The 25,308-nt window shown below is 51.0% G+C and carries 13 protein-coding genes; all 13 read right to left on the bottom strand.

What is annotated here, in order from left to right:
• Nucleotides 1–37 precede the first annotated feature (37 nt).
• Entirely contained in the window at nt 38–1,288 is a 1,251-nt protein-coding gene (locus tag ACOIT5_RS09970) for an HD domain-containing protein (protein ID WP_423130322.1), read from the bottom strand.
• Between the two features lie 455 nt (nt 1,289–1,743).
• Nucleotides 1,744–2,715, bottom strand: coding sequence for a PorP/SprF family type IX secretion system membrane protein (locus ACOIT5_RS09975; protein WP_423130323.1), 972 nt, complete (start codon nt 2,713–2,715; stop codon nt 1,744–1,746).
• A 14-nt stretch (nt 2,716–2,729) separates the two neighbouring features.
• On the bottom strand, nt 2,730–4,145 hold the full coding sequence (locus ACOIT5_RS09980) for an Ig-like domain-containing protein (RefSeq protein WP_423130324.1): 1,416 nt from the start codon (nt 4,143–4,145) through the stop codon (nt 2,730–2,732).
• 67 nt (nt 4,146–4,212) lie between these two features.
• Complete coding sequence (locus ACOIT5_RS09985) at nt 4,213–4,887, bottom strand: hypothetical protein (RefSeq protein WP_423130325.1); 675 nt, start codon at nt 4,885–4,887, stop codon at nt 4,213–4,215.
• 320 nt (nt 4,888–5,207) lie between these two features.
• Nucleotides 5,208–5,990, bottom strand: a complete 783-nt coding sequence (locus tag ACOIT5_RS09990; protein ID WP_423130326.1) for a transposase — start codon at nt 5,988–5,990, stop codon at nt 5,208–5,210.
• A 12-nt stretch (nt 5,991–6,002) separates the two neighbouring features.
• Nucleotides 6,003–6,329 (bottom strand): transposase, encoded by a 327-nt coding sequence (locus tag ACOIT5_RS09995; RefSeq protein WP_423130327.1) that lies wholly within the window; start codon nt 6,327–6,329, stop codon nt 6,003–6,005.
• Between the two features lie 421 nt (nt 6,330–6,750).
• Nucleotides 6,751–6,888, bottom strand: a complete 138-nt coding sequence (locus ACOIT5_RS10000) for a hypothetical protein (RefSeq protein ID WP_423130328.1) — start codon at nt 6,886–6,888, stop codon at nt 6,751–6,753.
• 597 nt (nt 6,889–7,485) lie between these two features.
• Entirely contained in the window at nt 7,486–8,664 is a 1,179-nt protein-coding gene (locus ACOIT5_RS10005) for a hypothetical protein (RefSeq protein ID WP_423130329.1), read from the bottom strand.
• A 530-nt stretch (nt 8,665–9,194) separates the two neighbouring features.
• Nucleotides 9,195–19,880 carry an MBG domain-containing protein gene (locus tag ACOIT5_RS10010; RefSeq protein ID WP_423130330.1) on the bottom strand — a complete coding sequence of 3,562 codons (10,686 nt, stop codon included), beginning with the start codon at nt 19,878–19,880 and terminating at the stop codon, nt 9,195–9,197.
• Between the two features lie 791 nt (nt 19,881–20,671).
• The gene (pulA, locus tag ACOIT5_RS10015; protein WP_423130331.1) at nt 20,672–22,612 is read right to left on the bottom strand and encodes a type I pullulanase; all 1,941 of its coding nucleotides are present in this window, start codon (nt 22,610–22,612) and stop codon (nt 20,672–20,674) included.
• Entirely contained in the window at nt 22,612–23,154 is a 543-nt protein-coding gene (locus ACOIT5_RS10020) for a hypothetical protein (protein ID WP_423130332.1), read from the bottom strand. The genes pulA and ACOIT5_RS10020 overlap by 1 nt, the downstream gene beginning before the upstream one ends.
• A gap of 350 nt (nt 23,155–23,504) precedes the next feature.
• Entirely contained in the window at nt 23,505–24,254 is a 750-nt protein-coding gene (locus tag ACOIT5_RS10025) for a LytR/AlgR family response regulator transcription factor (protein WP_423130333.1), read from the bottom strand.
• The gene (locus ACOIT5_RS10030) at nt 24,238–25,302 is read right to left on the bottom strand and encodes a sensor histidine kinase (protein ID WP_423130334.1); all 1,065 of its coding nucleotides are present in this window, start codon (nt 25,300–25,302) and stop codon (nt 24,238–24,240) included. Before ACOIT5_RS10030 ends, ACOIT5_RS10025 begins: the two co-directional genes overlap by 17 nt.
• Nucleotides 25,303–25,308 lie beyond the last annotated feature (6 nt).

Below are 25,308 nucleotides of genomic sequence, written 5' to 3' on the forward strand. Positions count from 1 at the left end.
ATAAATTTTCTTGGCGCCGTGCAAAAATAGGTTTAAATTACTTAATGTCCAATTCTTTCGGATAGCAGATAAAATATTTTCTGACAGGTTGTGACAGACTTGATAAATTGATATCCGATGCCGCGTTTATTTCACTCACTTTTCCGTTTTTAAACAGGATATTGATCCGGTCGTCGTCTGACTCGTACGCGCTGTTTGTAATTGAATCCTGAACCAGGAAATAACCTGCCGCAGCATCATCCACCTCAAACCGTTGTTTAATTTTATCGCGGATGGCCCGGATGGTTGCTTCGGCATAAGGCTGGTTCTTCAGTTTAATCCGGTATAATTTCCGGTTGATTAAACAGCCGGACAGGTAGGAGAGCACCTGGTCGTCGTCGTATTGCCATTGTTTGATGGAAGCCATCACATCGTTGTCGTCGATCCCGGCAAAAATGGAAAGCAAGGGCCGCCCGTAGTAGCTTTGACCGGATTGAAAATGATCGATGGTAATTTTATTTTGAAGAAAAACGGACAAAGCGGGTGTGGCAAACAGTTGTTTCCCGTTTATAACCAACTCTTTGGCCCGCTTCAGGATATTTACCAACAGGTATTCGGCCGATAAAACCGTTTTGTGCAAATACACCTGCCAGTACATCAGACGACGGGCAATCAGGAACTTCTCGATGGAATAGATCCCTTTGGCATCGACCACCAGTTCATCGTGCCGCACATTCAGCATTTTGATGATCCGGTCCGATCCGATGACCCCTTCGGTTACTCCCGAGTAAAAACTGTCGCGGCGTAAATAATCCAGTCGGTCCATATCGAGCTGGCTGGCCACCATCTGGTGCAGAAACTTTTTGTGATATTCGTTTTTAAAGATGCGGATTGCCAGATCCAAGCGGCCTTCAAACTGACGGTTCAGGTCTTCCATCAGCAAAGCCGAAATCTTTTCATGAGAAATGCCGTCAACAATCGAATGCTCCAGGGCATGAGAAAAAGGTCCGTGGCCGATATCGTGAAGTAAAATGGCCACTGTTACGGCTTCGGCTTCGTCCCGGGTTATTTTCACACCTTTCAGTTGAAGTACCGATATGGCCGACCGCATCAGGTAAACGGCCCCGATGGCATGTTCGAAACGGGTATGATTGGCTCCGGGAAAAACAATAGAGGATAATCCCAATTGTTTAATTCTCCGCAGGCGTTGAAAATAAGGATGTTCGATTAAGTCAAAGACGAAGTCGGATTGAATGGTGATAAACCCGAAAACCGGGTCATTGATAATCTTTTTCTTATTTGTTCTCAAGCCTTTTTGCTGTGTTTGAAAGGCACAAAATTATAAAACTTTTTTAATCCGTTGTTTTATATCCGGCGAAACGATGAAAATGAGCCGCGAGTAGCTAGCGGGAAGGGAGAACGGAGAACGGAGACAGGAGAACGGAGACAGGAAACCGGAGAACGAAGAATGGAGACCGGAGACAGGAGTACGGAGAAGGGAGAAAGCTATAGTCGCATTTGCTTTGGCACTCAGTCACTTTGGTGCTTGAAACTGATAACTGTAAACTGACAACTGTAAACTGACAACTGATTACTGATTACCGGTCACTGCACTCTGCGTTACTCCGCGACTACTTGGCGCACTCTGCGTTAAAAGAACTGCAAGCGGGAAGGGAGAACGGAGAAGGGAGAACGGAGAAGGCTACAGTCGCAATTACTTTGGTACTCAGGCACTTTGGTACTCAGGCACTCAGGCACTTTGTTCTAAAAATATTGCCGCCGCACATTCGGGCGTTTGTAGAAGTCGAATTCATAAACCACCCTGAATTCATGGGTCCCCATCTGGTATTTCCAGATCTCTCGGCCAAAGGGAAATTCGACGGCATAGCCCAAGCGGATATTCTGCATCATCACAAACTGGGTAATCACAGCGGCCACGTTATTGGTCCGGTACATGCCGCCGATCCAGAATTTATCGAAAAACAGCAGGTTGGCGCCCAGGTCGGCCTGGATGGGCGCATCGAGCGAGAGCTTGATCATGGCTGTGGGCTTAAACCGCACCTGGCGCTGGCGACCAAAGAAGTAGCCCCCCAACAGGTAGGCATAACGCACGTTGGCAATGGCCGAGTAGTTGTTGCGGTTGGCCTTGAATTCGTTGTGAATGATTTGGGGCATCGACAGGCCCACGTAATAATCACGCGAATAAATTAAACCGCCCACACCCCAGGCAGGCTGAAAATTCAGGTGGACATCGTCCTGGAAAGCGGCATCGGGGTTGTCGTCGGGGTCGAGCTGGTAGCGGGTGAGCAGGTTGCTGTAGTTGATAATGCCGGCTTTCAGGCCCAGCCGCAGGTAGGTATGCCAGTCGAGTTTTACCTGGTAGGCATAGTTCAGGGTCATGGTCAGTTTATCTTCGTAGCCAAAATGTTCTTCAATGATGTCGAGCCCCAGCGCGTTGTTGCTGTTTTTTACCGGTTTGTACATCGAGGCCGACGAAACCAGGGGGGCCTTGTTTTGCCCCAGGTAGTAACGGCGCGTAAAGGCCTGCACCCCAATTTTGTCCCACATGCCGGTGTAGGCGGGGTTAATGGTTTGCATGCTGTTCATGTACTGGGTAAAAACCGGGTCGGTTAGCTGGGCTTTGCCTGTCAGCGAAAACAATAAGCACAGGACAGCCACTACAGGCAGGCTCCTGCCCATGTACTTCCAATCCGGTATGTTTTTCCCTTTATACATGTTTTTCAGTTTTATTAGTACGAAACCATAACAAATCCCCGGGCCAGTTCGCCGTTGCCCTTGTCGAGGATGTACATGTAAACGCCCGGTTCAATTTTATGCTGGGCATTTTGATGGTGTTTCACGGTTTCGCCGTTCCAGTGGGCATCCTCGTAAGTTCCCCAGTAGCCCATGTTTCCGTATTTTTCTTTTTGATACAGCAGGTATCCTTGTTTGTCGAAGATCATCAGCTTGGCATCGGGGTACCGGTTGATACACCAGATGAAGAAATAGTCGTGTACGCCGTCATTGTTGGGCGAGAAGCCTTCGGGGATGAAGAACGCACACTCGTCGCTTTCGCCGTTTGGAAGCACATCAATATTCACAAAGGCATCGTCGCAATACATGTTACAGGGGATACCGTCGTCGCACACCGAGTAGGTAAACTGGTCCTTACCCAGGAAGTTGGAATGCGGCGTATACACCAGTTCGTTGTTTTCGTTGATGGTCAGCGTACCGTGCCGCGGGTATTCAACGATTTCGATCGTGTAGGGGTCAAGCTGCCCGTTCGGGTCGTAATCGTTCACCAGCACCGGCAGCGGGGTGCTTACGTTCATTTCAACGATGTAGTGGTCGTTTTCGGCCACCGGCGGCTCGTTGTCGGGCACCACCTCGAGGTGCAGGGCGGCAAAAGCCTCGCAGCCGTCGGGCGAAGTATATTCTTCTTCGTAGTAGCCGGCCTGGTATATGGCCCGGTCGCGCCATACAAAGGGCAGGTCGGTTTCACAAACGGTCAGGTCGAGGTATTCTTCGAGCTCGTCTTCGCGGATGATGTGGACGCTCAGGGTCGAAACAACCGGTTCGCAGCCGCCGTCGGCCAGCAGGCCTGTGGCGGTGAGGGTGAGTTGTACGTAGCCGTTACGCAGGTCGTTGACGCCGGGCAGGTAGAGCGGCCTCAGCGCCGTCGGGTTGTCGAACCGGCCGTCGCCGTTGGTGGTCCACAGCAGGGATCCGTAGTTGGAAGCCGTGGCGGCAAACAGCCTGATTTCTTCACCCGGGCAGATGGTTTGATCGTTTCCGGCGAAGGCCAGCGGCTGCTCCGTCACGTTCACCTGCCCCAGTTGCAGACTGTCGCAACCATGCACCGAAGTTTGAATAACCGACAGGATGAAGTTGCCCGGCTGGTTCCAGCTGATGCGAACTTCTGAACCCTGAATGGCTTCGCCGGTGTCGGGGTCGGAGTCGGTGAAGCCGGCGGCAGGTATGTTGTTTTGAATGAGGTTCCCGGCAGCATCTTCGAGCATCCATGCGTAGCTTGAGCCGGTTTCGCCGTTAACCCGGTAAACGCGTTCGGTTCCGGCACATACTTCGTCGACGACATAGTTCTGCCCGGTCGCCGCGAAGGCAACTGCCAGAAGTGTCATCGTTAATATGTACCGTAATCTCATCATCGTTGTCGTTTGTCGTCTACTATCTAATTATCTATTTTCTTCTTCTCTCCATGCTCCATGCCCCTCGCTACTCGCTACTCGCAACCCGGTATATCCGCGAGGTATTCGGTTTCGGGTGGACTTCCACCGTGACTTCGGCCTGCGGGTTGTTGTTTGTTCCGTATAAGTCGTTTACCTGCGTGATCGTGTATGTCGTTGTTGTTGCGGGCGGCGGATCGATCGAAATCACATAGCCTGGATCGTCCGTCCGGTAGGTCCATGTGTTGGTCCCATCCGTAAGGGTAAACTCCCAGGGGCCGTTGCCGGTGAGCTCAACGGACAGGTCGAGCGGATCGCCGATACAGATGTTTTCCGCCGTTAGTATGATGGTTGGCAGCGACTCGAAGATTTCGATGCGGCCGATTTTCAGGTTGTTGGTGCAGCCTTCGGCATCCACTGCCGTGACCTTGTAGAAATACACGCCGGCCTGGAGCCAGGTAACGTTTACCGTGGGGCCGGTGTTGATGCCGCCCGCGAATGCAGCCTGCCCGTCGCCAACGGCTGTGCCGGGCACGACGGCAAAGTTGACGGTGGAGTCGTTGTACAGGTCCCAGGTATAGCTGTCGCCCGGCATCTGTTCCACGCTCAGCGGGGTGGTCATCCCGATGTACACACGCGTCTCCTGGGCCGTGGCTGTTGCCACAGTCAGCAGCGCCGCGATCAGCGCCGACGCCAGACGGAATATGTGTACCAATCGGATCATGTATCAGTTATCAGTTTCAAGTTCCAAGTTTCAAGTTTCAGGTTCCAAGTTCCAAGTTCCAAGTTTCAGGTTTCAGGTTTCAAAGTGCCAAAGCAAATGCGGCTGCAGCCTTCTCCGTTCTCCGGTTTCCGGTCTCCCTTCTTCGTTCTCCGGTCTCCCTTCTCCGTTCTCCGGTTTCCCTTCTCCCATCTCCGGCCTCCGGTCTCCGTTCTCCGGTTTCCGGTTTCCCTTCTCCCTTCCCGCTTGCTACTTATTCACTCCTGTTTATTTTTTTATTCTTCGTTTAGCCTCCATCGGGGTTTGCAACCGCCGACGGGCTGTTAATTCATTTCCAGCCATGTTTCTATTTTTTCAATTTCAACTTTCTCATCATGTACAAACCTGAAATTGCGTTGATCGTTAAACCACGCGATCACCGTTTCGCGTTTTAGCCTTGTTCGTTTAACCGAGGTGCAGGTCAAATAACTCGACCAGGGATATTCCAGCGGATGACTGCAAAATCCATGATGCACCGGGTTATTATGAATGTACAGGACCACTTGTTTTAAATAATGTTCGTTGTTAATCGGTTTTCGTTTAAAAGCTCTTTCAAACAAGTTTCCTGTTCTGCCGGTTCGCTGATTAAAGTATCGGGTGTAAGCATTAAATAAATGAGCAAAATGACGATGAGGAACTGGTTTCTTAACGCTGTCAGGAGCTTCGCACGCTGACCGGCTTACCGTTTCCCATTTCTGGGTTTCCATCCAGACAGTGTTGTCAGGCAAGGCCGGTTTTGGATGTTTCGATTTTTTAACGCTGTCAGGAGCTTCGCTCGCTGACAGGTTGGTGGATCGTTTCTCCAACCGTTCTTCTAACCTGACAGCGTCGTTAGACCTGTCAGCGTTGGAAAATTTATAAACCACATCTTCCTTAATCCTCACCAGCAAATGAAAATGGTTCGGCATCAGCACCCAGGCGAACGTATCGGCTACCGGCGAAATATACTTATCGTACAATTCCAGGAAATGCTCGTAGTTGTCCGCTTCGCGGAAAATATTACAACTGTTGTTTCCCCGGTTGTAGATGTGATAATAATGCCCGTATGTCAATGGTTCAACCTTCATCCATTCGTACGCTTATTCGTTTTTATCATTATACCCGCCATCGGGGTTTGCAACCGCCGACGGGCTGTCGCTTCGTTTCACCCTTCGGGAGATCAGCGAGCCCGGAAGGGTTTTAACGGGAATGAACCCGATGTCTTTTTCTTCCTTAATCCTCACCAGCAAATGAAAATGGTTCGGCATCAGCACCCAGGCGAACGTATCGGCTACCGGCGAAATATACTTATCGTACAATTCCAGGAAATGCTCGTAGTTGTCCGCTTCGCGGAAAATATTACAACTGTTGTTTCCCCGGTTGTAGATGTGATAATAATGCCCGTATGTCAATGGTTCAACCTTCATCCATTCGTACGCTTATTCGTTCTTATCATTATACCATCGGGGTTTGCAACCGCCGACGGGGTATCGCTTCGTTTCACCCTTCGGGAGATCAGCGAGCCCGGAAGGGTTGAGTGCCTGAGTACCAAAGTCCCAAAGTACCTGAGTGCCAAAGTGGCAAAGCAAATGCGGCTGCAGCCTTCTCCGTTCTTCGTTCTCCATTCTCCATTCTCCGGCCTCCGGTTTCCGTTCTTCGTTCCCGCTTGCTTATTCACTCCTGTTTATTTTTTTATTCTTCGTTAAGCCTCCATCGGGGTTTGCAACCGCCGACGGGGTGTCGCTTCGTTTCACCCTTCGGGAGGTCAGCGAGCCCGGAAGGGTTCGATCGCCCGGACTGCGGCGGGTTCTTCCCCATTCATCAATCATCAATCATCAATCATCAATCTCAGACCCATACCTCTCCCTCCCCGAGCCAAAAAGCCCGGGTAGAAACCCTTGTATGTTTGCCGACCGGGTCTTTGTTCAGACCGGGTGCACCGCGGTTGGCCGGCATCGCGGGCGGACCATGTTTGTTTGTTGTCATTTCATTACTGTTTACAGTTATCAGTTTACAGTTTACAGTTTACAGTTTACAGTTTACAGTTTACAGTTGTCAGTTGTCAGTTGTCAGTTCGCGGCCTTAGGTTGCCTGTTTGAAACCTTATTTCGCTGGTTTGAAACCTTACTTCGCTGGTTTGAAACTTTACTTCGCTGGTTTGAAACCTTACTTCGCTGGCTTGAAACTTTACGTTGCGAGTTTGAAACTATACGCTGCCTGTTTGAAACTTGACGTTGCCTGTTTTAAACTATACGCCGCCTGTTTGAAACTTTACTCGCGACTTACGCCTCTTTTAACGCTGAGTACCGCTGAGACCGGTGATAGGGGATCGGTAATCAGTAATCGGTAATCGGTAATCAGTTTCAAGCACCAACGTGTCAAAGTGACTGAGTGCCAAAGTAAATGCGGCTGTAGCCTTCTCCGTATTCCGGTTTCCGGTCTCCGTTCTTCTGTCTCCGGTTTCCCTTCTGCCTTCTGCCTCGCTACTCCTCCTAACCGAAGGCCCCGCCCCGGCCAAAACCGACCGGGGAGAGGTATCTTGGTTATGAAAAAGCAGTGTCAAATAAGTGATTGTACCTAAGCTTATGGTGTTGTTATTGTGTTTGTTTCGTCACCAGGAATTAACCCACCAGGATTGCCAATAGCAGAAGTTGTACCTTCCGTAACTGCAGGACGTGGCAACAAGGTCTGTACAGCTGTATCTGCCTGGTCCGGAGCTGTTGTTGGTGCACATGCCAGTTCATAAGTTCCGGGAGTTGCTGACTCAATCCAGTTGTTTACGTCGTAAGTTCCAACAGAATTAACACCATCAACTGCGAGGGTAATATCAATACCATTAGGTAGATCATTTGCATTATTTTCAAACTGGTTATTGGTAACTGTTACACGGACATAAATTGAAACACCAATAGATGTGTTTGTTGTTGTTTCAACATTTACCCTTGGAAGAGCAGTTACATCTGTCTCAGTTTGGTCATACGGAACCCAGGTTGCAGTAGCCCAATCTGCGGGAGCACTAGTCGTCCACTCGATTACAGCGGTTTGTGTATCACCTAAACCTGACAGGTTAAAAATAGGAGTATAATAATTAGAAAAATTAGCGGCAATTACTTCGTATACAAATGTATTCCACCCATATTCATACTGCATAGCTCCGGAAACATATGTAGCTGACGATACATCATCAATACATTGATCCGTTTCTGTGTCATAATCCAGCGATCCAAGCGTTTCGTTGTCAATATTTCTTATATCAACGGTAAATGCTTCAATCGGATTGATTTCAAAAACCTTCAAATTATCAGAACATGCACCGGAAACATAAGCAACAACGAATGTTGGAGACGGCTCAGTAGTACTCGGGGTACCTTGATAAACTGTGTTGCTCAAAATCGCATCAGTCCAGGTAATAGCTACAGTCGTTGCATCTGTTGCAGAATTGGCATAATTTCCACTTGTTGCTATTAAATCTCCATCAGCCGTGGTAAGCGCAGTTGCCGTATTATAGGTTCTTGCAGTACCACTAGTTGTAATAAAATTTGGATCTTTTGTTGCCCACCAGGTAATTTCATTGCCGGTTGCAGGATTAGTACTCACCTCATAGGTATAAAATTTACCTGCAATAGGATGTAACTCATCATCTTCACAGGCAACACCGCGAGGTGCCGAGCCGTTCATTGCATAAGGCTGCCCGAAGGCATTGTTCACACTGGCGAGAGCGGCCAGTACCAAAAAGGTCAGAAATAAAATTTGCTTTTTCATACGTGTAAAATTTAAATGGTAAATACTGTAAAATTTGTCATTGGTCATTAGTCATTGGTCATTAGTCATTGGTTATTGGTTATTGGTCATTAGTCATTGGTCATTAGTTATTAGTCATTGGTCATTGGTTATTGGTTATTAGTCATTGGTTATTGGTTATTGGTTGCAGGCTTCATGGCGTCGCCCGCGTTTAAAAAATGTACCTGAGCGCCCGAGCGCCAAAATAAATGCGACTGTAGCTTCCTCCCTTCTCCGTTCTCCGGCCTCCGTTCTCCGGTAATTGGGGCACGGGGCACGGGGCGTGGAGCATGGGGCTTGGGGCTTGTGTTCTTCCCGGCACTCGTTACTCCCCGCGAGGCAAATTGACCCGGACTGTCCGGGGGGGCAGCCCGGGTATGCAGCACAGTTGTTATTGGGATTATCCTGTCCGCTGCTACTATCTTATTAATTGGTGTTTCATAGGCATTTACTTTTAATGGTTTTTCACAAGGTTTATCTGTTATATTTTGTTTGTTCATCTTATTTTCAGTTTAGTTGCCGGTTAGTTTAATCACCTCGGGCCGGGGCGTGATGGTGATGCCCGCGCTTTTCGGGGCCGACTCGTTGCCGCAGTAATCGGCCAGCCAGTAGGTGATGGTATAATACACGTTTCCGTTGGGCGCCCCGGCAAACACGATATCCGCCCCGTGGGCCGAGGGCTGACCGGTGATGCCGGTGAGCGGTGTCCCGTTTTCGTCGGCCACCGGTTGTCCGTAATTATCGGTGATGCTCCAGTTCAACGCGATATTGCCGGCCGGGGTACAGGCATCGGAGAAATAGGCGCCGGCATCGAGGTCGAGCCCGGTGTCGCCGGCATGGAACAGGTAATAATCGGGCCGCGGTTCGGCAATGTCGGCATCAGGCTCGGGCAGGCCGTTATAGGTCCCTTCGAAAATATTTTCGACACAAAACGACACCGAAGGCACATCGGCCAGCACGGGCGGGGTGTTGTCGGCAATAGTGATTACCTGTACCTGGGGTTCGGCCTCGTTGCCGCACTTATCAACCAAGGTCCAGGTGCGGTGGATCTCGGTGGTGCAGTTGTCCACCCCGATCGGTTCGCTGTCCTCGTAAGTGGCGTTGATCCCGGTGGAACAGTTATCAAATTCATCGGTAACATCGCCGGTCAGGTTCAGGTTGGTCACGTCGGGCAACATGCAGTCGGCCGTGCGGTAAAGGGTGATGTCATCCGGAGCGGTAAATACAGGCGGGGTATTGTCGCCCACGCTGATGGCCTGGGTGATGAGCTGTACCTGATCGTCGGCCCAGTTTCCGCATCCGTCCTGCAAACGCCAGGTCCGGCTGATGACCACCGCCCCTTCGCAGTCGCCCTCCAGGTACGAATCCACGTAAACAACCTGCAATTGCTCAACCGGGGTACAGTTGTCCCATTTCTGGCTGACGCTGCCGGTGATCGTGGTGTCGGCCACGTAATTACAATCGGCATCGGCAACAATACTGGCATCGGCCGGCCGGGTAAAGGTGGGTTTGATGTTGTCCATCACGGTGATGATCTGGATTTGATCGTCGGCCCTATTGCCACAGTCGTCTGTCAGGCTCCAGGTACGGGTGATGATCCGTTTGCCGGGGCAATCGCCGTCTTCCGTCACATCGCTGTAGGTGGCCTGCAAACCAATCCCCGAAGGGGTGCAGTTGTCGGCCTCGTTGGTTACATCGCCGGTAATCGCGGGGTCGGCATCGTAATCGCAGTTGCTATCGGAGTAGATGGTGATGTCGGCGGGAGCGGTAAACGAGGGCGGTAGCTCGTCAACAATGGTGATGAGCTGGTTTTGTTGAGTGGTATTGCCGCAGTTGTCGGTCAGGGTCCAGGTGCGGGTAATCACCCATTCGCCCGCGCAGTCTCCCGGCTCCTCGTTTGTATCGGCATAGGTGGCCTGCAGATAAGGCCCCGAGGGGGAGCAGTTGTCGGCTTCATCGGTTACATTGCCCGTCAGTGTCAGGTTATGGCGGTCGTCGTAACAAAATTCATCTTTCTGAATGGTGATATCGGCCGGAACAGTAAAGGTGGGCGGCACATCGTCGATCACGGTCACGGTTTGCACCAGGATGGTGGTGTCGCAGGCATCTTCGAAGGTCCAGGTGCGGGTAAACACGAGCGGATCGGCGGCGCAACCGGCCCCGTTGTTGGCGGTAATCACCGGCACGGGCTGCATCAGCGGCATACAACTGTGCTGCAGGCTCACGACCGGGGGCGCGGTCACTTCCGAAAGGCAGGTAAAGCTAAGGTCTTCGAGCGGCGTTGGCGGATCGTGGTTTTGGCTGTCGAGCACGTACACATCAACCGGTTCCCAGGGGCCGGCACAGCCGTTCACAGTGGCGCGTACCCTGAACTGCACGGTGGGGCATACGCTTTCGCTGGTCAGGTTTACGGCAATAACCGGGCCGGTGCAGGGCGAATTTTCGTCGCAGCTCACGTTCCAGCTTGCCGTCCCGTTCAGGTTGGTCGGGTACCATTCGTAGGTGACGTTGGCCGCCGGGATGGTTTGGGCCGGCGTCTGGTCGTCGATAGCCACCAGTTGGATGTTGGTAGCTAAACCGGAGCAGAGTTCAACATGCTGGTACATCACGTGGGGCACGGGGGTTACGGTGAAGGTCACCGGCTGGCGGCAGGGGCCTGTTTCGCAACCGGCATAAACGGTCCAGGTTCCGGGAATGTCGGTTCCGGTCACCCCGGTCGCGGGGTAATCGGTCGGGTCGATAAACGGGCCGGTAGCAAAATGCGTTTCAGACTCGTTGTCGGTCAGGTACCAGAATACTTCGCCAATGGCCGTGGCCACCTGCACCTTGTCGCCCTTGGTGAACCAGGGCTCGGTACACTCCACCGTGGTCAGGTCGGGCGAGTTAATCACCACCACGTACACCTGGTTGGGGTCGAGCCCCGAAAGAGTAACCGCGTTCGGACAAACGGTGGTGATCAGTTCTACAAAGTTATAGGCCGGATTGGCCGGGTAAAAGGGGTACTCGTAAATCGAGAAGGTGGCTTCGGGCTTGGCCTTGCAGTCTTTAATCGAAATTTGTCCCTGCGTTGGTTTGAAGGTCGACAACACGTTGTACTGCACCAGGCTGCCCGGCTGGTAATTGTCGCGGGAGCTGGAAGCGCCGGCTGCCACGTAGTTCTTATTGGGGTCGGTACAAACCTCGGCGAAGGTATGCTGGGCGCCTGCCCAGGTAAAACAAAGCGAGGTGGCGGCAAGGCCCATGTCTTCTGTCCAATCGGTATACTGGCAAACAGTCATGTTGGCCGCATCGACGGTTTTCCCGAGGATTTCGCCAATCAGCATGGTTTCGCAGCCGGGATAGGCGCTGTTTCGGGCCAGCACGGTGTACAGCCCGTAACTCAGTCCGCTAAAGGTGGGGTCGGTCGTCCAGGACACGATGATGTTGTTGCTGATATCCAACAACTGGTATTCTACCACGGCGCCGACCGGGTAGTCCACCGTGCCGGTCATCTGGATGACCCCGTCGGCACCCGAAGCGCAGGAGGCAGTCAGGGTAATGGCGGGAAGGCTGTAAATGGTCACGTTCACCGGAACGGTAATTTCGCAGGCTCCCTCATCGCCGTTGGTAATGGTTACCTGGTACTGATGAAGCCCGGTAACCGGGGTATTGGGTTCCAGGTACGGATCAATATCGAAAACGCCGGTGTTGTTCACATTGGCAACCGGCATAGGGCTGGCCGGATTAAGCCGGTTGAGCGTGTAGGTGGGCGTGCCGGTTGAAACGCTGGCCGTGGCCGTGATGGTAAAGGGGCTTCCCTCGCAGGTAACGATGGGCGCGATGGCCCCCACCTGCGGATACGGGTAAACCGAGATTTTCATTTCGGCGTAATCGGTGTTACAGGTTGTTCCGTTGACGGTGCTGCTGACGTAACGTCGGTACCAGATGTCGGCAGTAACCACGGGGGGGTTATAGTATTCCGTATTAATAGCGATATTATCAAAACTTACCCCATTGTAACTCCTGTACCAACTGTACACGGCGGAGCCGTCGGTCACGGCCGGGGTGGTCGCCAGCAGCGGGGGATCGGCGCCGTAGCAATAATCCAGGTCGGGGCCAATGGAGCCGGGGTCGATGTTGTTCACCCCGATCACAAAAGCGGCGGTAGCTTTACTGCAGTCCGTTTTCAGTGAACTGACGGCTACCCGGCGGTACCAGGTATCTTCGCCCAAAGCCGGGGGATCGTAAAAAGGCATGGTGGCCCCGGCGATATCGGTATAATCCGTACCATTCAAACTGCTTTGCCATTGATAGGTAAAGGGGCCGTCGCCGCTGGCCTGGGTCCCGGTAAAGGCTGCCGGGTCGGTTCCCTCGCAAACAACTCCCACATTTGAAATGGTCCCGGCGTTTATGCTTACCACGTTTACATATACCGCGTTGCTGATGCTTGTACAGCTTTGCCCGTTCAGGGTCGAGGTGGCTATGCGTTGGTACCAGCGGTCGGCCAACAAGGTGCCCGGGATGGCATAATCTTTACCGGTTGCTCCCGAAATATCGGTAAAGCCTGAAGAAGCCCCCGTTGAGCTGACCTGCCATTGGTAGGTAATGGTCCCGCTGCCGGCGGTCACGGTGGTCCCGGTCAGCCCGGCCGGGCTGGTATTTTCGCAAATGAGCTGGTCAGCCGAGATGGTATTGGCGCTCAGTGGCGCCTGCACCGTCACGGTCACCACGTTGGAGGCCGCTGATTCGCAAACCACGCCGTTTTGAGTGGATAACCGGTAACGGCGGTATCGGGTGGTTTGGGTTAAAGTGCCCGGGCTGTAGGTCGAACTGCTTGCCGACGGAATGGTCGTCCAGCTGATCCCGTCAACCGATCTTTCCCACCGGTAAGAGATTGTTCCGGAACCGCCGCTGCCAAAATTGGTACTGGTCAGTTGGGAGGCCGAGGTCCCGGAACAGATGGTTTGGTCTCCTGCAATCGTTCCGGGGAAAACTTCTGTTTGAACCGTAATAAAAACAGATGCCGAGTACACGGTGGCGCAACTACCCGAAGTAACCGCCCGGCGGTAATACCCGGAAGCGGTTAAAACCGGTGGTTGGTAATTCGGGTTAACTGCCCCCGAAATATCGGTCCAGGTGGCGTTATTTGGCGAACTTTGCCATTGATAGCTATAGGTTCCGGTTCCGCCGGTCGGGGCGGTCGTTTGGCTTAATCCGGCAGGCTGCGTATTGTAACAAATGGTTTGGGCCGACCCGATGGCCCCGGCAGTCAGGTTGGGCCACACGGTCACGGTAATTTCGTTGGAATAAACCGTACCGCAGTTACTGGCCGAGCTGACGGCCCGCCGGTAAAGCATGGTTTGGGTCAGGGCGGGCGGCGTATACGTTAAGTCGGTAGCCCCGCCAATATCGGTCCAGGTACCCGAAACGGTCCGTTGCCGCCACTGGTAAGTCAGGCCGGTTCCCCCCGAGGGGCTGGTTTCGTTGGTTAAAGCGGCCGGTACGGTGTTGTAACAAATGCTTTGGTCGCTGCCAATTGTTCCCCCGTCTAATTGGTCGTAAACGGTAATTTGAACGACATTGCTGATTACCGTTCCGCAATCGCCCGAAGTAACCAGCCTGCGGTACCAGGTGGTGGCGGTAAGCGGGCCGGGCGTATAGGTGCTGGCTGTAGCGCCTGAAATATCGGTCCAGCTTGAATTATCGGGCGAACTTTGCCATTGGTAGCTATACGTTCCGGTTCCGCCGGTTGGCAGACTTTGGGTGAATGCCCCCGGCGAAGTATTGTAACAAATCGACTTGTCGGAGCCGATGCTGCCGGGCAGCAATTGCGCACGAACGGTGATTTGTACAGACACGCTGTTGGCCGACCCGCATTCGGCATCGGTTACCACCCTTCTGAACCAGGTGGTGGCGGTAAGCTGGCCCGGGGTATAGGTGCTGGCTGTAGCGCCTGAAATATTGGTCCAGCTTGAATTATCGGGCGAACTTTGCCATTGGTAGCTATACGCCCCGGTCCCGCCGGTCGGGGCTGTGGTTTGGCTTAATCCGGCAGGCGTACTGTTGTAACAAATGGTTTGGGCCGAACCGACAGTCCCGGCAGTCAGGTTGGGCCACACGGTCACGGTGATCTCGTTGGAATAAACGGTTCCGCAGCCGCTGGCCGAGGTGGTTCCCCTTCGATAGATCATGGTTTGGGTCAGAGCCGGCGGTGTGTAACTTAATCCGTTTGCACCGGAAACATTGGTCCAGGCACCTGATACCGGTTTTTGCTGCCACAGGTAAGTCAGGCCGGTTCCCCCCGACGGGCTTGTTTCGTCGGTTAAGGCTGCCGGTACCGTATTGTAACAGATGGTTTGGTCGCTGCCAATGGAGCCGGGCAACAATTCATCGTACACCGTAATTTTTACCACATTGCTGATCACGGTGCCGCAATCGCCCGAAGTAACCAGCCTGCGGTACCAGGTGGTGGCGGTAAGCGGGCCGGGCGTATAGGTGCTGGCTGTAGCGCCTGAAATATCGGTCCAGTTATTTATCCCATCCGGCGAGCTTTGCCACTGGTAGGTATAACTGTTCGGTCCGCCGCTGGCTGCCGTTAGCTGGCTAATGGTTCCCGGAAGGGTGTTGTAACAAATGGATTTATCGGAGCCGATGGTACCGGGGCTTAAGTCGGCATAAACGAGGATGCGGATCCCGGCGGTCTGTTTTAACCCGCAGTCCTGGTCGGTCACCGCGAGACGGTACCAGGTGGTGGTCGTCAATGCATCTGCCTGGTAAGTCTGGCTGACAGCGTCCGGAATATCCGTCCAGTTACTGGTTCCGTCGGGCGAACTTTGCCATTGGTAGGCATAGTTTCCTGAGCCGCCGCTGGCGGCTGCCGTATGTGTCAGTTCAGCCGGGGCCGTGTTATAGCAGATACTTTGAGCTGTTCCAATGTTTCCCGGCACAAAGTTGGCATAAACTGTAACACCGTAATCGGTTGGCGATGCCGGGCTGCACCCGTAACTGTTTTGGTAGGTTACCCGGACGGTGCGGCTGCCCGCGCTGCTCCAGGTCACCGTGATCGTATTGGTTCCCTGTCCCCCGGTGATGGTTCCGCCGTTTGAAGGAATTGACCAACTGTAAGCCAACATGTCTGCTTCGGTGGTATAGGTATTCCCGGTTGAGCTTAAACAAGCGTTGGCTGGGCCGTCGATGGTTGGCGTTGGCAAGGCGTTGATGGTTACCTCTTTTTCGGCTGGCTGGTTGGCAGTACAGCCATTGGCATTGGTGTAATTTACCCTAACCGTTCCGGTTCCGGCAGCGCCCCAGCTTACGGTTACCGAACTGTTGCCGGTCCCTCCGCCGGCGGTAATGGTTCCGCCATTCACGGTCCACTGGTAATTGGTCATCCCGGCCTGGGTGGTATAAACATTTCCGGCTGATCCGGAACAGGCTTCCTCAACCCCGGAGATGGATGGTTCGGGCAGCGCATAAATCGTTACCGACCGCTGGGTTGATGCATCGGCTGTACAACCGGTGGCGTTGGTATAATTTACGGTTATGGTCCCCGTTCCTGCCGCTCCCCAGTCAACCGTGATGGTATGATCGTTTGATGTTCCACCCGCGGTTACCGTTCCCCCCGAAACAGTCCAGTCATAGTCGGTCATCCCGGCCTCGGTGGTATACAGTTCGGCTTCCGTCCCGGAGCAAACGGTCAAATCGCCGCTGATGCCCGGGACAGGAAGGGCATAAATATCCGCGGTTGTTGTAGCCGTGGCAGGAGACAGGACGTAGTTTCCGGCATCTGTCCCGGTGAGTGTCAGTCCGCTGGCGGTGACCGTTTTTCCCGTTCCCACCGTTGCATTGTTAAAGGTGGCCGTACCAACTGCCAGTGAAACATCGTCTCCGTCAACAATACCCGACAGGGTCCGGCTGCTCAAGGTAGTGGTTGCATTCCCGTCGTAACATTTGTTTTCGGCAGTAATGGAGGGGGTAAGGGACTTGACGGTAATCGTCAGGTTGGCCGCAACATAGGTTAAACTGTAATTGCTGCTCAAGGCCAGCGTACCCTGCTCGATTTCATAAGTTCCGACATCTTCATCGGCAACCCGGGTGAGGCTTCCGCTGAAAGCATCTGTTCCGACCAGTGAGCCGGATGTGGTCTGATAAGTCAAAGACGGATCAGTATCGCCGTAAATCTTTGATTTAGCATCGGCAGTAACGGTGATCGCTTTTTCAGTAATCGTCAGGTTGGCCGCAACATAGGTTAAACTGTAATTGCTGCTCAAGGCCAGCGTACCCTGCTGGATTTCATAAGTTCCGACATCTTCACCGGCAACCCGGGTGAGGCTTCCGCTGAAAGCATCTGTTCCGACCAGTGAGCCGGATGTGGTCTGATAAGTCAAAGACGGATCAGTATCGCCGTAAATCTTTGATTTAGCATCGGCAGTAACGGTGATCGCTTTTTCAGTAATCGTCAGGTTGGCCGCAACATAGGTTAAACTGTAATTGCTGCTCAAGGCCAGCGTACCCTGCTGGATTTCATAAGTTCCGACATCTTCACCGGCAACCCGGGTGAGGCTTCCGCTGAAAGCATCTGTTCCGACCAGTGAGCCGGATGTGGTCTGATAAGTCAAAGACGGATCAGTATCGCCGTAAATCTTTGATTTAGCATCGGCAGTAACGGTGATCGCTTTTTCAGTAATCGTCAGGTTGGCCGCAACATAGGTTAAACTGTAATTGCTGCTCAAGGCCAGCGTACCCTGCTGGATTTCATAAGTTCCGACATCTTCACCGGCAACCCGGGTGAGGCTTCCGCTGAAAGCATCTGTTTCCACCAGTGAGCCGGATGTGATTTGGTAAGTCAATTCCGGGTCGGCATCGCCGTAAATCTTTGATTTTGCATCGGCAGTAACGGTCATGCTTGCTTTATTGACGACAACAACCTGGCTACAACTGCTTGTGCACCCGTTCGCATCTGTTATTTCAAGATCTAATGTGTAAGAACCCGCGGCAGTTGCATCAACGGTAATATCTTTGGTGTCGTTTGTTCCGACAACAATTCCATTCCCGGAAACAGACCAGGAATAGGTCGTCATCCCTTCCGGGGCGCTGTAGTTTGTTGTGGTTCCGTAAACAACGCTGGTTGCCCCGGTAATGGAACAAACTGGTGGTGTGTTGACTGTTACTTCTATTTGATCGCTTGCCGTAAATCCGTTTCCATCGGTAACCGTTACGGTATATTCTGTGGTTGAGCCTGGGGTTATCGTTATGGCAGATTCTGTTGAAGAGTAGCCTCCAGGTATCGAAGACCAGGAATACGTGATCGGCGAATCGCCGGTGACGGTTGTATTTAAAGTTACCGCTGAGCCGTTACAAACAGAGGCTGTTTCGCCGTTCGTAATGGACACCGTTAAGGGAATGTCTGAGATTCCGGAAATTTCTGTATCTGAACTCAGTCCGGCGATGATCAGGTTCGTTGTACTTAGGCTTGCTGTTGTTGCTTTCGACCAAAGCGTACCGCTCGTATAGGTTCCTACAGTTACATCTCCTGGTGTTCCAACAAAATCGGTAGTTAGAACAGTTGCTGAAACATCGTAATTAATATCGGTTATACCGCTTGATCTTACCAGCCAGTAACGCTTCAGGTAGTTGGTGGTGTTGGTATTTTGAGGGTGTTTGGAGCCGTACATCGTCAGTTCCATGTAGGCGCCGGTACCAAATGCGGATGCACTGTTTATGGTGATGCTGGCTGACAGATTGTTTCCACCGGCATCCATAATCGGAAATTGGTATATTCCCGCGCCGGATACCAAATAGCGGATCACTTGCTCATTGGGGTCAATCAGGCTGTTTGTTCCCAAAGTTGGCGCATTCTCTAAGGTCAATGTTCCGGCCAGCTTCAGGTCAATGTTGTCGTAGGTCGTAATATTTCGGAGTGCTACCGCACTGTTAATAACAAAAGATGAGCCTGAAGCTGTATTGCTATTCCCAAATTGGAACACTCCGTTGGTAATGGTTTTGGTGCCGTTAGTGCTTTCGGCAGCAAATTGCAGGTCAATGGCTGAACCGGGCTCTTCAAAAATGATCGTCCCGCCGGTAAAATTAAAATAGCCGTTTTGGGTAACATTTAAGCTACCGGTAGTCCCCGAACCATTCCCAATTATTGCTAAGGTAATGGTTCCGCCTGAGATGGATATTCCCGATTGAATACCTGTGCTTCCAAGTGTTCCCCCGGCCGTATTTTCGAGCCGGCCGGCAATATTTACTGTCCCTCCCGACACGATAAATGCGCCATCTACCTGCGTGTGGACACTGTTCCCGGTTGAATTGCCAAAATTGGCTGTTCCGTCTGTAATCCGGATCAGGCCGTTGTTGGTGATGGTGAAATCGCCTGTCGTCAGTGTGGCCGCACTATTGTTTAATTCAATCCCCGCCGTTAGCGGGATGGCGAAGGTATGGGTCAGGTCAACTATTCCTGAGTTTATTTTCAGCAAGCCATTGGTGAAAACCGGGTAACTGATATTGACATTGGATGAAACGACCAGTTCAGCCGAAATATCCGTTCCTTTATTTAATATCAAATTGTAAAAACTGCTTGTTGAACTCCCTCCCAGGGTGGCCGAATTACTTCCGGTAAACGTAACTGTTCCACCTCCGGCAGTAAAGGCGCCATCATTGATCCAGTTGCCGGATAAGTTGATGTTTGAACCGGAGATCATGGTTAAGGTACCGGAGATTGTAAGGTCGCCGCTGATGGCGAGGGTGTTGTCGGTATTAAAAACCAGCGTCGCCCCGGATTGAATGGTGAGGTTTTGGCAAACGGCGTCTCCGTTAATTGTTACCGTTACGCCGTTGGGAATGATCACATCATTCGAAGAAGAGGGAACGCCATTTGGTGTCCATATCGTCGGGTCATTCCAATCCCCGGTTGATGCTGTTGGCGGCGGCAAGGCCATCAGCGGGGCTGATCCGGGCTTCGACGATGCATATGCCGCTTCAAACGCAAACGGTTGCCGCTGATTTGGAAGCAATGCGGCCAACCCGGCTGTTTCCGGGGTCGAAATATTATCTATTACATTTAAAATAAACGATTTATCGACGACCTGATTTTCATCGGGAAAGAAATAAACGAGCTTTGCCGGAGACAGTACAAGCCCCTCTGATGCAAGGGTATTGTATGCTTTCGCATAAGTTTGGTTGTAAGCAGCAGATTTACTTACAGGGTAAAATAACAAGCATGCCCCAATAACAAGCTCAAAAATTCTCGTCCAAATTCTAGTCATACTGAAGAGCTAAGTCTTGAACCTCTTAAACACACCATCGCCCCCGGATATGTTTTGTCAAGACTATGTTCAAAATGTCTTTTGATGCCGGATAAAAGCAATTTCCTTAAATGGAAAGGGATATTTTGCAGCCATTACTTCAGAATCCAATCGTAATGGGCTGTATGACAATTGAAAATTTATACTCGAATAGGTAAAGGTTTTAGCATATTACTTTTTTTTAGTCATTTGTTTATCGTCTTTCACTCTAACGAAATATTAGAAATCGCTCTATCAACAGCCTCTATCTTTAATTAAGATATTTATCCGTAAAAATAATTTTGAAGCAAGTTACGGAATTTACCCAATACGAGTAAAGAGCTTTCTCGCTTTTTGTTTATTTTTTTCGTTAATTTTTTCCGGATTTGATTTGTCAGACAGCTAATCACAACTTTTGTTGGTAAAAATGACTGAAAAAAATATTTATTGAAGATAAGGTCGCCTTAATTGCACGAATGTTCTAAACGGGTTTGGGACGGTAAAAAGGTATGGAGTAGGGAGAACGGAGACGGGAGGAGGTTGCAGTGTTCGGTCGCAAGCTGCGAGTCAAGAGTCAAGAGTCAAGAGTCAAGACCGGAAACTCGAAACTTGAAACTCTCTGCGAATACCTGGAGAACGCTGCGTTAAAAAATTAAACGCAAAGGACGCCATGAAACGCAAAGGACGCGGTGTTACTCAGGTACTTTGTTACTCAGGCACTTTTTTTAATCTGCCGCCAGGATCATCATCGAAACCGGCGAAACAACTGCCTGACCAGCTTCAATTTCCCGGATACCTTCCAGGTTGACCCTGGTCTCGTCAGCAATAACCGTCCACTTGCCAAAGCGGGGCAGTTCGATGGAAATCGGCTTTTCCGAGGCATTAAATACCAACTGGATGGTTTTCCAGCTTGTTTCACCCGGGCAATCTTCGATAATATAAGAAACGACTCCGGGCTGGTAGGCCAGCGAAAATTTTAGATGCCGGCGAATAGCAGAAGCGGATCGCAGCCGGAAGGCAGGCACACGTTTACGAAGGTGGATCAGGCGCTGATAATACAAAAAAACATCCTGAAACTCCTTTTTTCGCGACCAATCCAATTGATTAACCCGGTCGGGCGATTTATACGAATTGTGCTGGCCCGATTTTGTCCGGCAGAATTCAACGCCGGCATGCAAAAAAGGAATTCCCTGGGAGGTCAGCACCAGGGCGCCGGCCAGCTTTTGCATCCTGACAATTAGTTCAGGCTCAGCATCCGGGCGGCTTAACATCAACTTGTCGAACAGGGTATAATTATCGTGGCACGATACGTAGTTGACACACTGCCCGGGCTGATCGGCCCAGGCAAACGACGAGCTTTCCACGTAACTGTAAACAATCTGGGGGTGATAACAGGCCGCAGCCACGCCAAACTTGACCGCTTCTTCGTTCAGGGTCTTTCCGCTCACAAAACCTGTTTGTTTCCCGTCAAAGTTATTTCCTTTCAGGGCGTCCCTGAAATCATCGTTAAAACAGGCAATCCGGTCGAGCGAGGCCACATTGGCTTTAACCGCGCGGTACTGCTCAGGCATCGGGCTGCTGTCGGCGGTCCAGCCTTCGCCATACAGCAGTATGCCGGGGCGCAGCTGATCCAATGCCAAGCGGACCGCATTCATGGTCTCCGAGTCCATCACTCCCATCAGGTCGAAGCGAAAACCGTCGATATGATATTCATTAGCCCAATAACAAATCGAATCGATGATAAACTTGCGAACCATGGCCCGTTCCGAAGCAATTTCGTTGCCACAGCCAGTGGCATTCGAAAAGGTCCCGTTCGGGTTCTGACGGTAATAATAACCGGGTACCGTCTGGTTAAACCACGAACGCCGGGTATAGCCGGTGTGGTTGTACACCACATCCATCACCACACCGATTCCCGATTCGTGCAGGGCCATTACCAGTTGTTTGAATCCGGTTATACGCGAAAGATCGTCGGGGTTGAGGGCATAACTTCCTTCCGGCGTATTGTAATTCAACGGGTCGTAGCCCCAATTGTATTTTTCATCCGGGTGAAGTTCATCGACCGAGAAAAAATCGGCCACAGGCAACAGGTGCACATGGGTGATTCCGAGTTCTTTCAGGTGGTCGATCCCCGTACATAAGCCGTCGGGACTTTTAGTCCCCTTTTCGGTGAACGCCTGGAATTTGCCTTTATGTTCCATTCCCGAGTTGGCGGCAATGGAAAAATCGCGCACATGGAGCTCATAAAGAATAGTGTCAACAGGGTTACCCAACGAAACGGGCCGGTCGTTTTCCCAACCTGAGGGATTGGTTTCTTCGGGCCTGAAAAAAAGTCCGCGCTTGCCATTGACGCCCACCGCGCGGGCATCAATACCCGGTGTTTCATTCAGCCACTCTCCGTCGTTCACACGGAAAGTATAATACAAACCCGATAACCGGCCCTGCAGTTCGATCGACCAGCATCCGTTTTCTCCCGGAATTAACTGCTCTTTACGGACCGGGTTGCCGCCGTGACTCTGACGGTATACCAGGAATTCAATTTCGAGGGCGGTCGGCGCCCAAATTTTAATCTTGGCCCCCTGTTCGGTCAGGTATACCCCCAGGTCGTCGCCATCATAATAGGGGTACGTAGAAAAATCGATATGATTAAATGTCCAGTCGCGCATTACGAAAATAAGCTTTTCCGGAGGGTGACGTATTTGGATGCATATTTTCTCCCCCTGGTATCCTGCAGGAGAATTTTTGCCCAATAATATTTTCGAAGTCCCCGGTCGTGTTCATGAAAAACAGCCAGGCTGATCCGAAGTTCATGAGACTTCCCGGCTTCGAGGTAAAGCGGATAAATCTGGTAACGGTTTATTCCCTTGAGTTTGAATTTTCGGATGGACCATAGTTTCCGAAATAACAGCACCGGCGCTTCAATGTCGACATCGCGCGACCGGTTGTTTCGGATAAGAAGCGTCAGCGTATTGGGGCGGTGTTTCCGGTCTTTTTTCAGATCAACGGTTAAACGGCGAAATGAAAAACTCGGACCTGCCGGTTTCGCCTTCCCGTTGTTTTTTAGCCAACGGACAAAAATCCAAATCAGGGCCACCACTGCCGGAATTATCAAAAACCAAAGCAGGAGATAGCCATCCGGCCCCACTTCATCCTGTGAGAAAACCACTAAAGGGATCAGTAGAAAAATCAACAAACAGGTTCTTCGCATGTCAACACATTTTGACCCTAAAAGTAAGAAAATTGTGGTTCACAAGTGCGGGGAGAACGGAGAAGGGAGAACGGAGACGGGAGAGGGGAGAAGTTGCACAGTGTTCAGTGTTCAGTTTTCAGTTTTCAGTCGCAAGCTGCGAGCTGTGAATCAAGAATCAAGAGCCAAGAATCAAGAGCCAAGAATCAAGACCGGAAATTTGGAACCTGGAACTTGAAACTCTCTGCGGTACTCTGCGAATACATAGCGGTCTCTGCGTTAAAAAATTAAACGCAAAGAAGCGCAAAGGACGCGGTGTTACTCAGGTACTTTGTTACTCAGGCACTCAGGCGCTTTGGTACTTTGTTACTTTAGAAATTCAGACTGTCTTTCAGGTTTTTATAACCCGACTTGCTGACCTTGAGTTTGGTTTTATCTTTCAGGATGACCAGGTAAGACTCTTTTTCGTATTGCTGAATTTCGGCAATCTGGCTCACATTGATGATGTATGAGCGATGGATGCGGACAAAATCGCGGGGATTGAGGGTTTGCTCGAAATACCGCATGGTTTTTTGTTTCATGTGCCGTCCGTCATTGGCATAAATCATCACGTAATCGTCCAGCGATTCGATGTAACGAATCTGTTCGGTCAGGATAATCGTAATTTTACTCCGGTCTTTCACCACAACGCGGTCGAGGTATTCGCCGGTGGTAAATTCGCTCAGTTTCTCCAGCTTTTCGGTGTTTTTTTCCTGCTTGCCGATTCGTTCCGCCACCCGGTCGATGGCAGCCAGCAGCCGGTCTTTCGAAAAGGGCTTCAGCAGGTAATCCACCACGTTGTATTCGAAAGCCTTTATGGCATACTGGTCGTAGGCCGTTGTAAAAATAATTTCGGGTTGATGATCGAGTAACTGAAGCATCTCGAAGCCGGTGATTTTGGGCATCTGAATATCCAGAAACACCAGGTCGGGTTTCAGTTCGTTTATCTTTTGGATCCCCTCGAAGCCGTTTTCACATTCTCCGATCAGCTGAATGTTGGGGTGGTCTTTTAAATAGGATTTCAGCAGGTCTCTGGCCAGTTCTTCGTCTTCAACAATCAGGGTATTAATTTTTTCGCGCATGACTTTTTTCATTTTGAGGGAGCATTAGCTCAACTTTAAAACTTGTTTTATTATCGGTGAGCCGAAGCAGGTTCGGGTTCCCGTAGATCAGTTCCAGGCGTTGCCGGATATTTCGCAAGCCAATCCCTTCGCCTTTGTTTTTCACGGAGTCGGGCTCATAATCATTCTCGATGATAATTTGGAAATAACCACTTTCCGACCGGCAGGTTATCCGGATACTGACCGGGTTGGTTGCTTCGTAAACACCGTATTTAATGGCATTTTCGAGGAGCGGCTGGAGGATCATGTTTGGAATTTTAGCCTGCATGCAGTCTTCCCCGATGTCAAAAACCGGGATTAATTTTTTCCCGAAACGTATCTTTTCGATACTCAGGTACAATTTGATATGTTCAAGTTCTTCCTTTAACGAAACCGTTTCTTCACGGCCATGCAACAAGGAATACCGCATGAATGCCGACAGGTTGATGACCATTTCCTGCGCTTTTTCCGGATTGCTGATGGTGAGTGATGAAATGGAATTCAGGCTGTTGAAAATGAAGTGCGGGTTAATCTGCGATTTTAAGGCATGCAGCTCAGCATCGCGGATCAGGGACTTCAGTTCGACTTCTTTTTTGACTTTTTCTTTTAACGAATTGTAATAATTAATCGCATAGAAAAAAACCACGTAGCCGGCATATAATAAATAACCGGTTAAAATCCGGGATGGAAGCGCCTCCATTAAAAACTCGAGGTGGGTTTCGTTGACCATCTTCACCAGGATGAAGCTCAGGTACAACCAGAAAGCATTCATGATGGACGCCCCCATCAGGTGAAACAGGATATTCCACAACCAATCGTTTTCTTTCAAACCGTTATACCGGACCAGGTACCAGATACTTGCGCCCAATACCGGGTACAACACAAAAACCGATACCGACTCCAGCGCCGACGCGTTGAAACTCATATTATACCAAAGAACCTGGAGCAGAAAGTTGCCCAAACCCGTCAGCAGCCAGAAAAGGCCATAGTAGAGCAGTAGGATCCGGTTATTGAGAAATGGGTGTTTCATCGCATT

The sequence above is a fragment of the Gaoshiqia hydrogeniformans genome, from assembly GCF_049347105.1.
GTDB classification, from domain to species: domain Bacteria; phylum Bacteroidota; class Bacteroidia; order Bacteroidales; family Prolixibacteraceae; genus Gaoshiqia; species Gaoshiqia hydrogeniformans.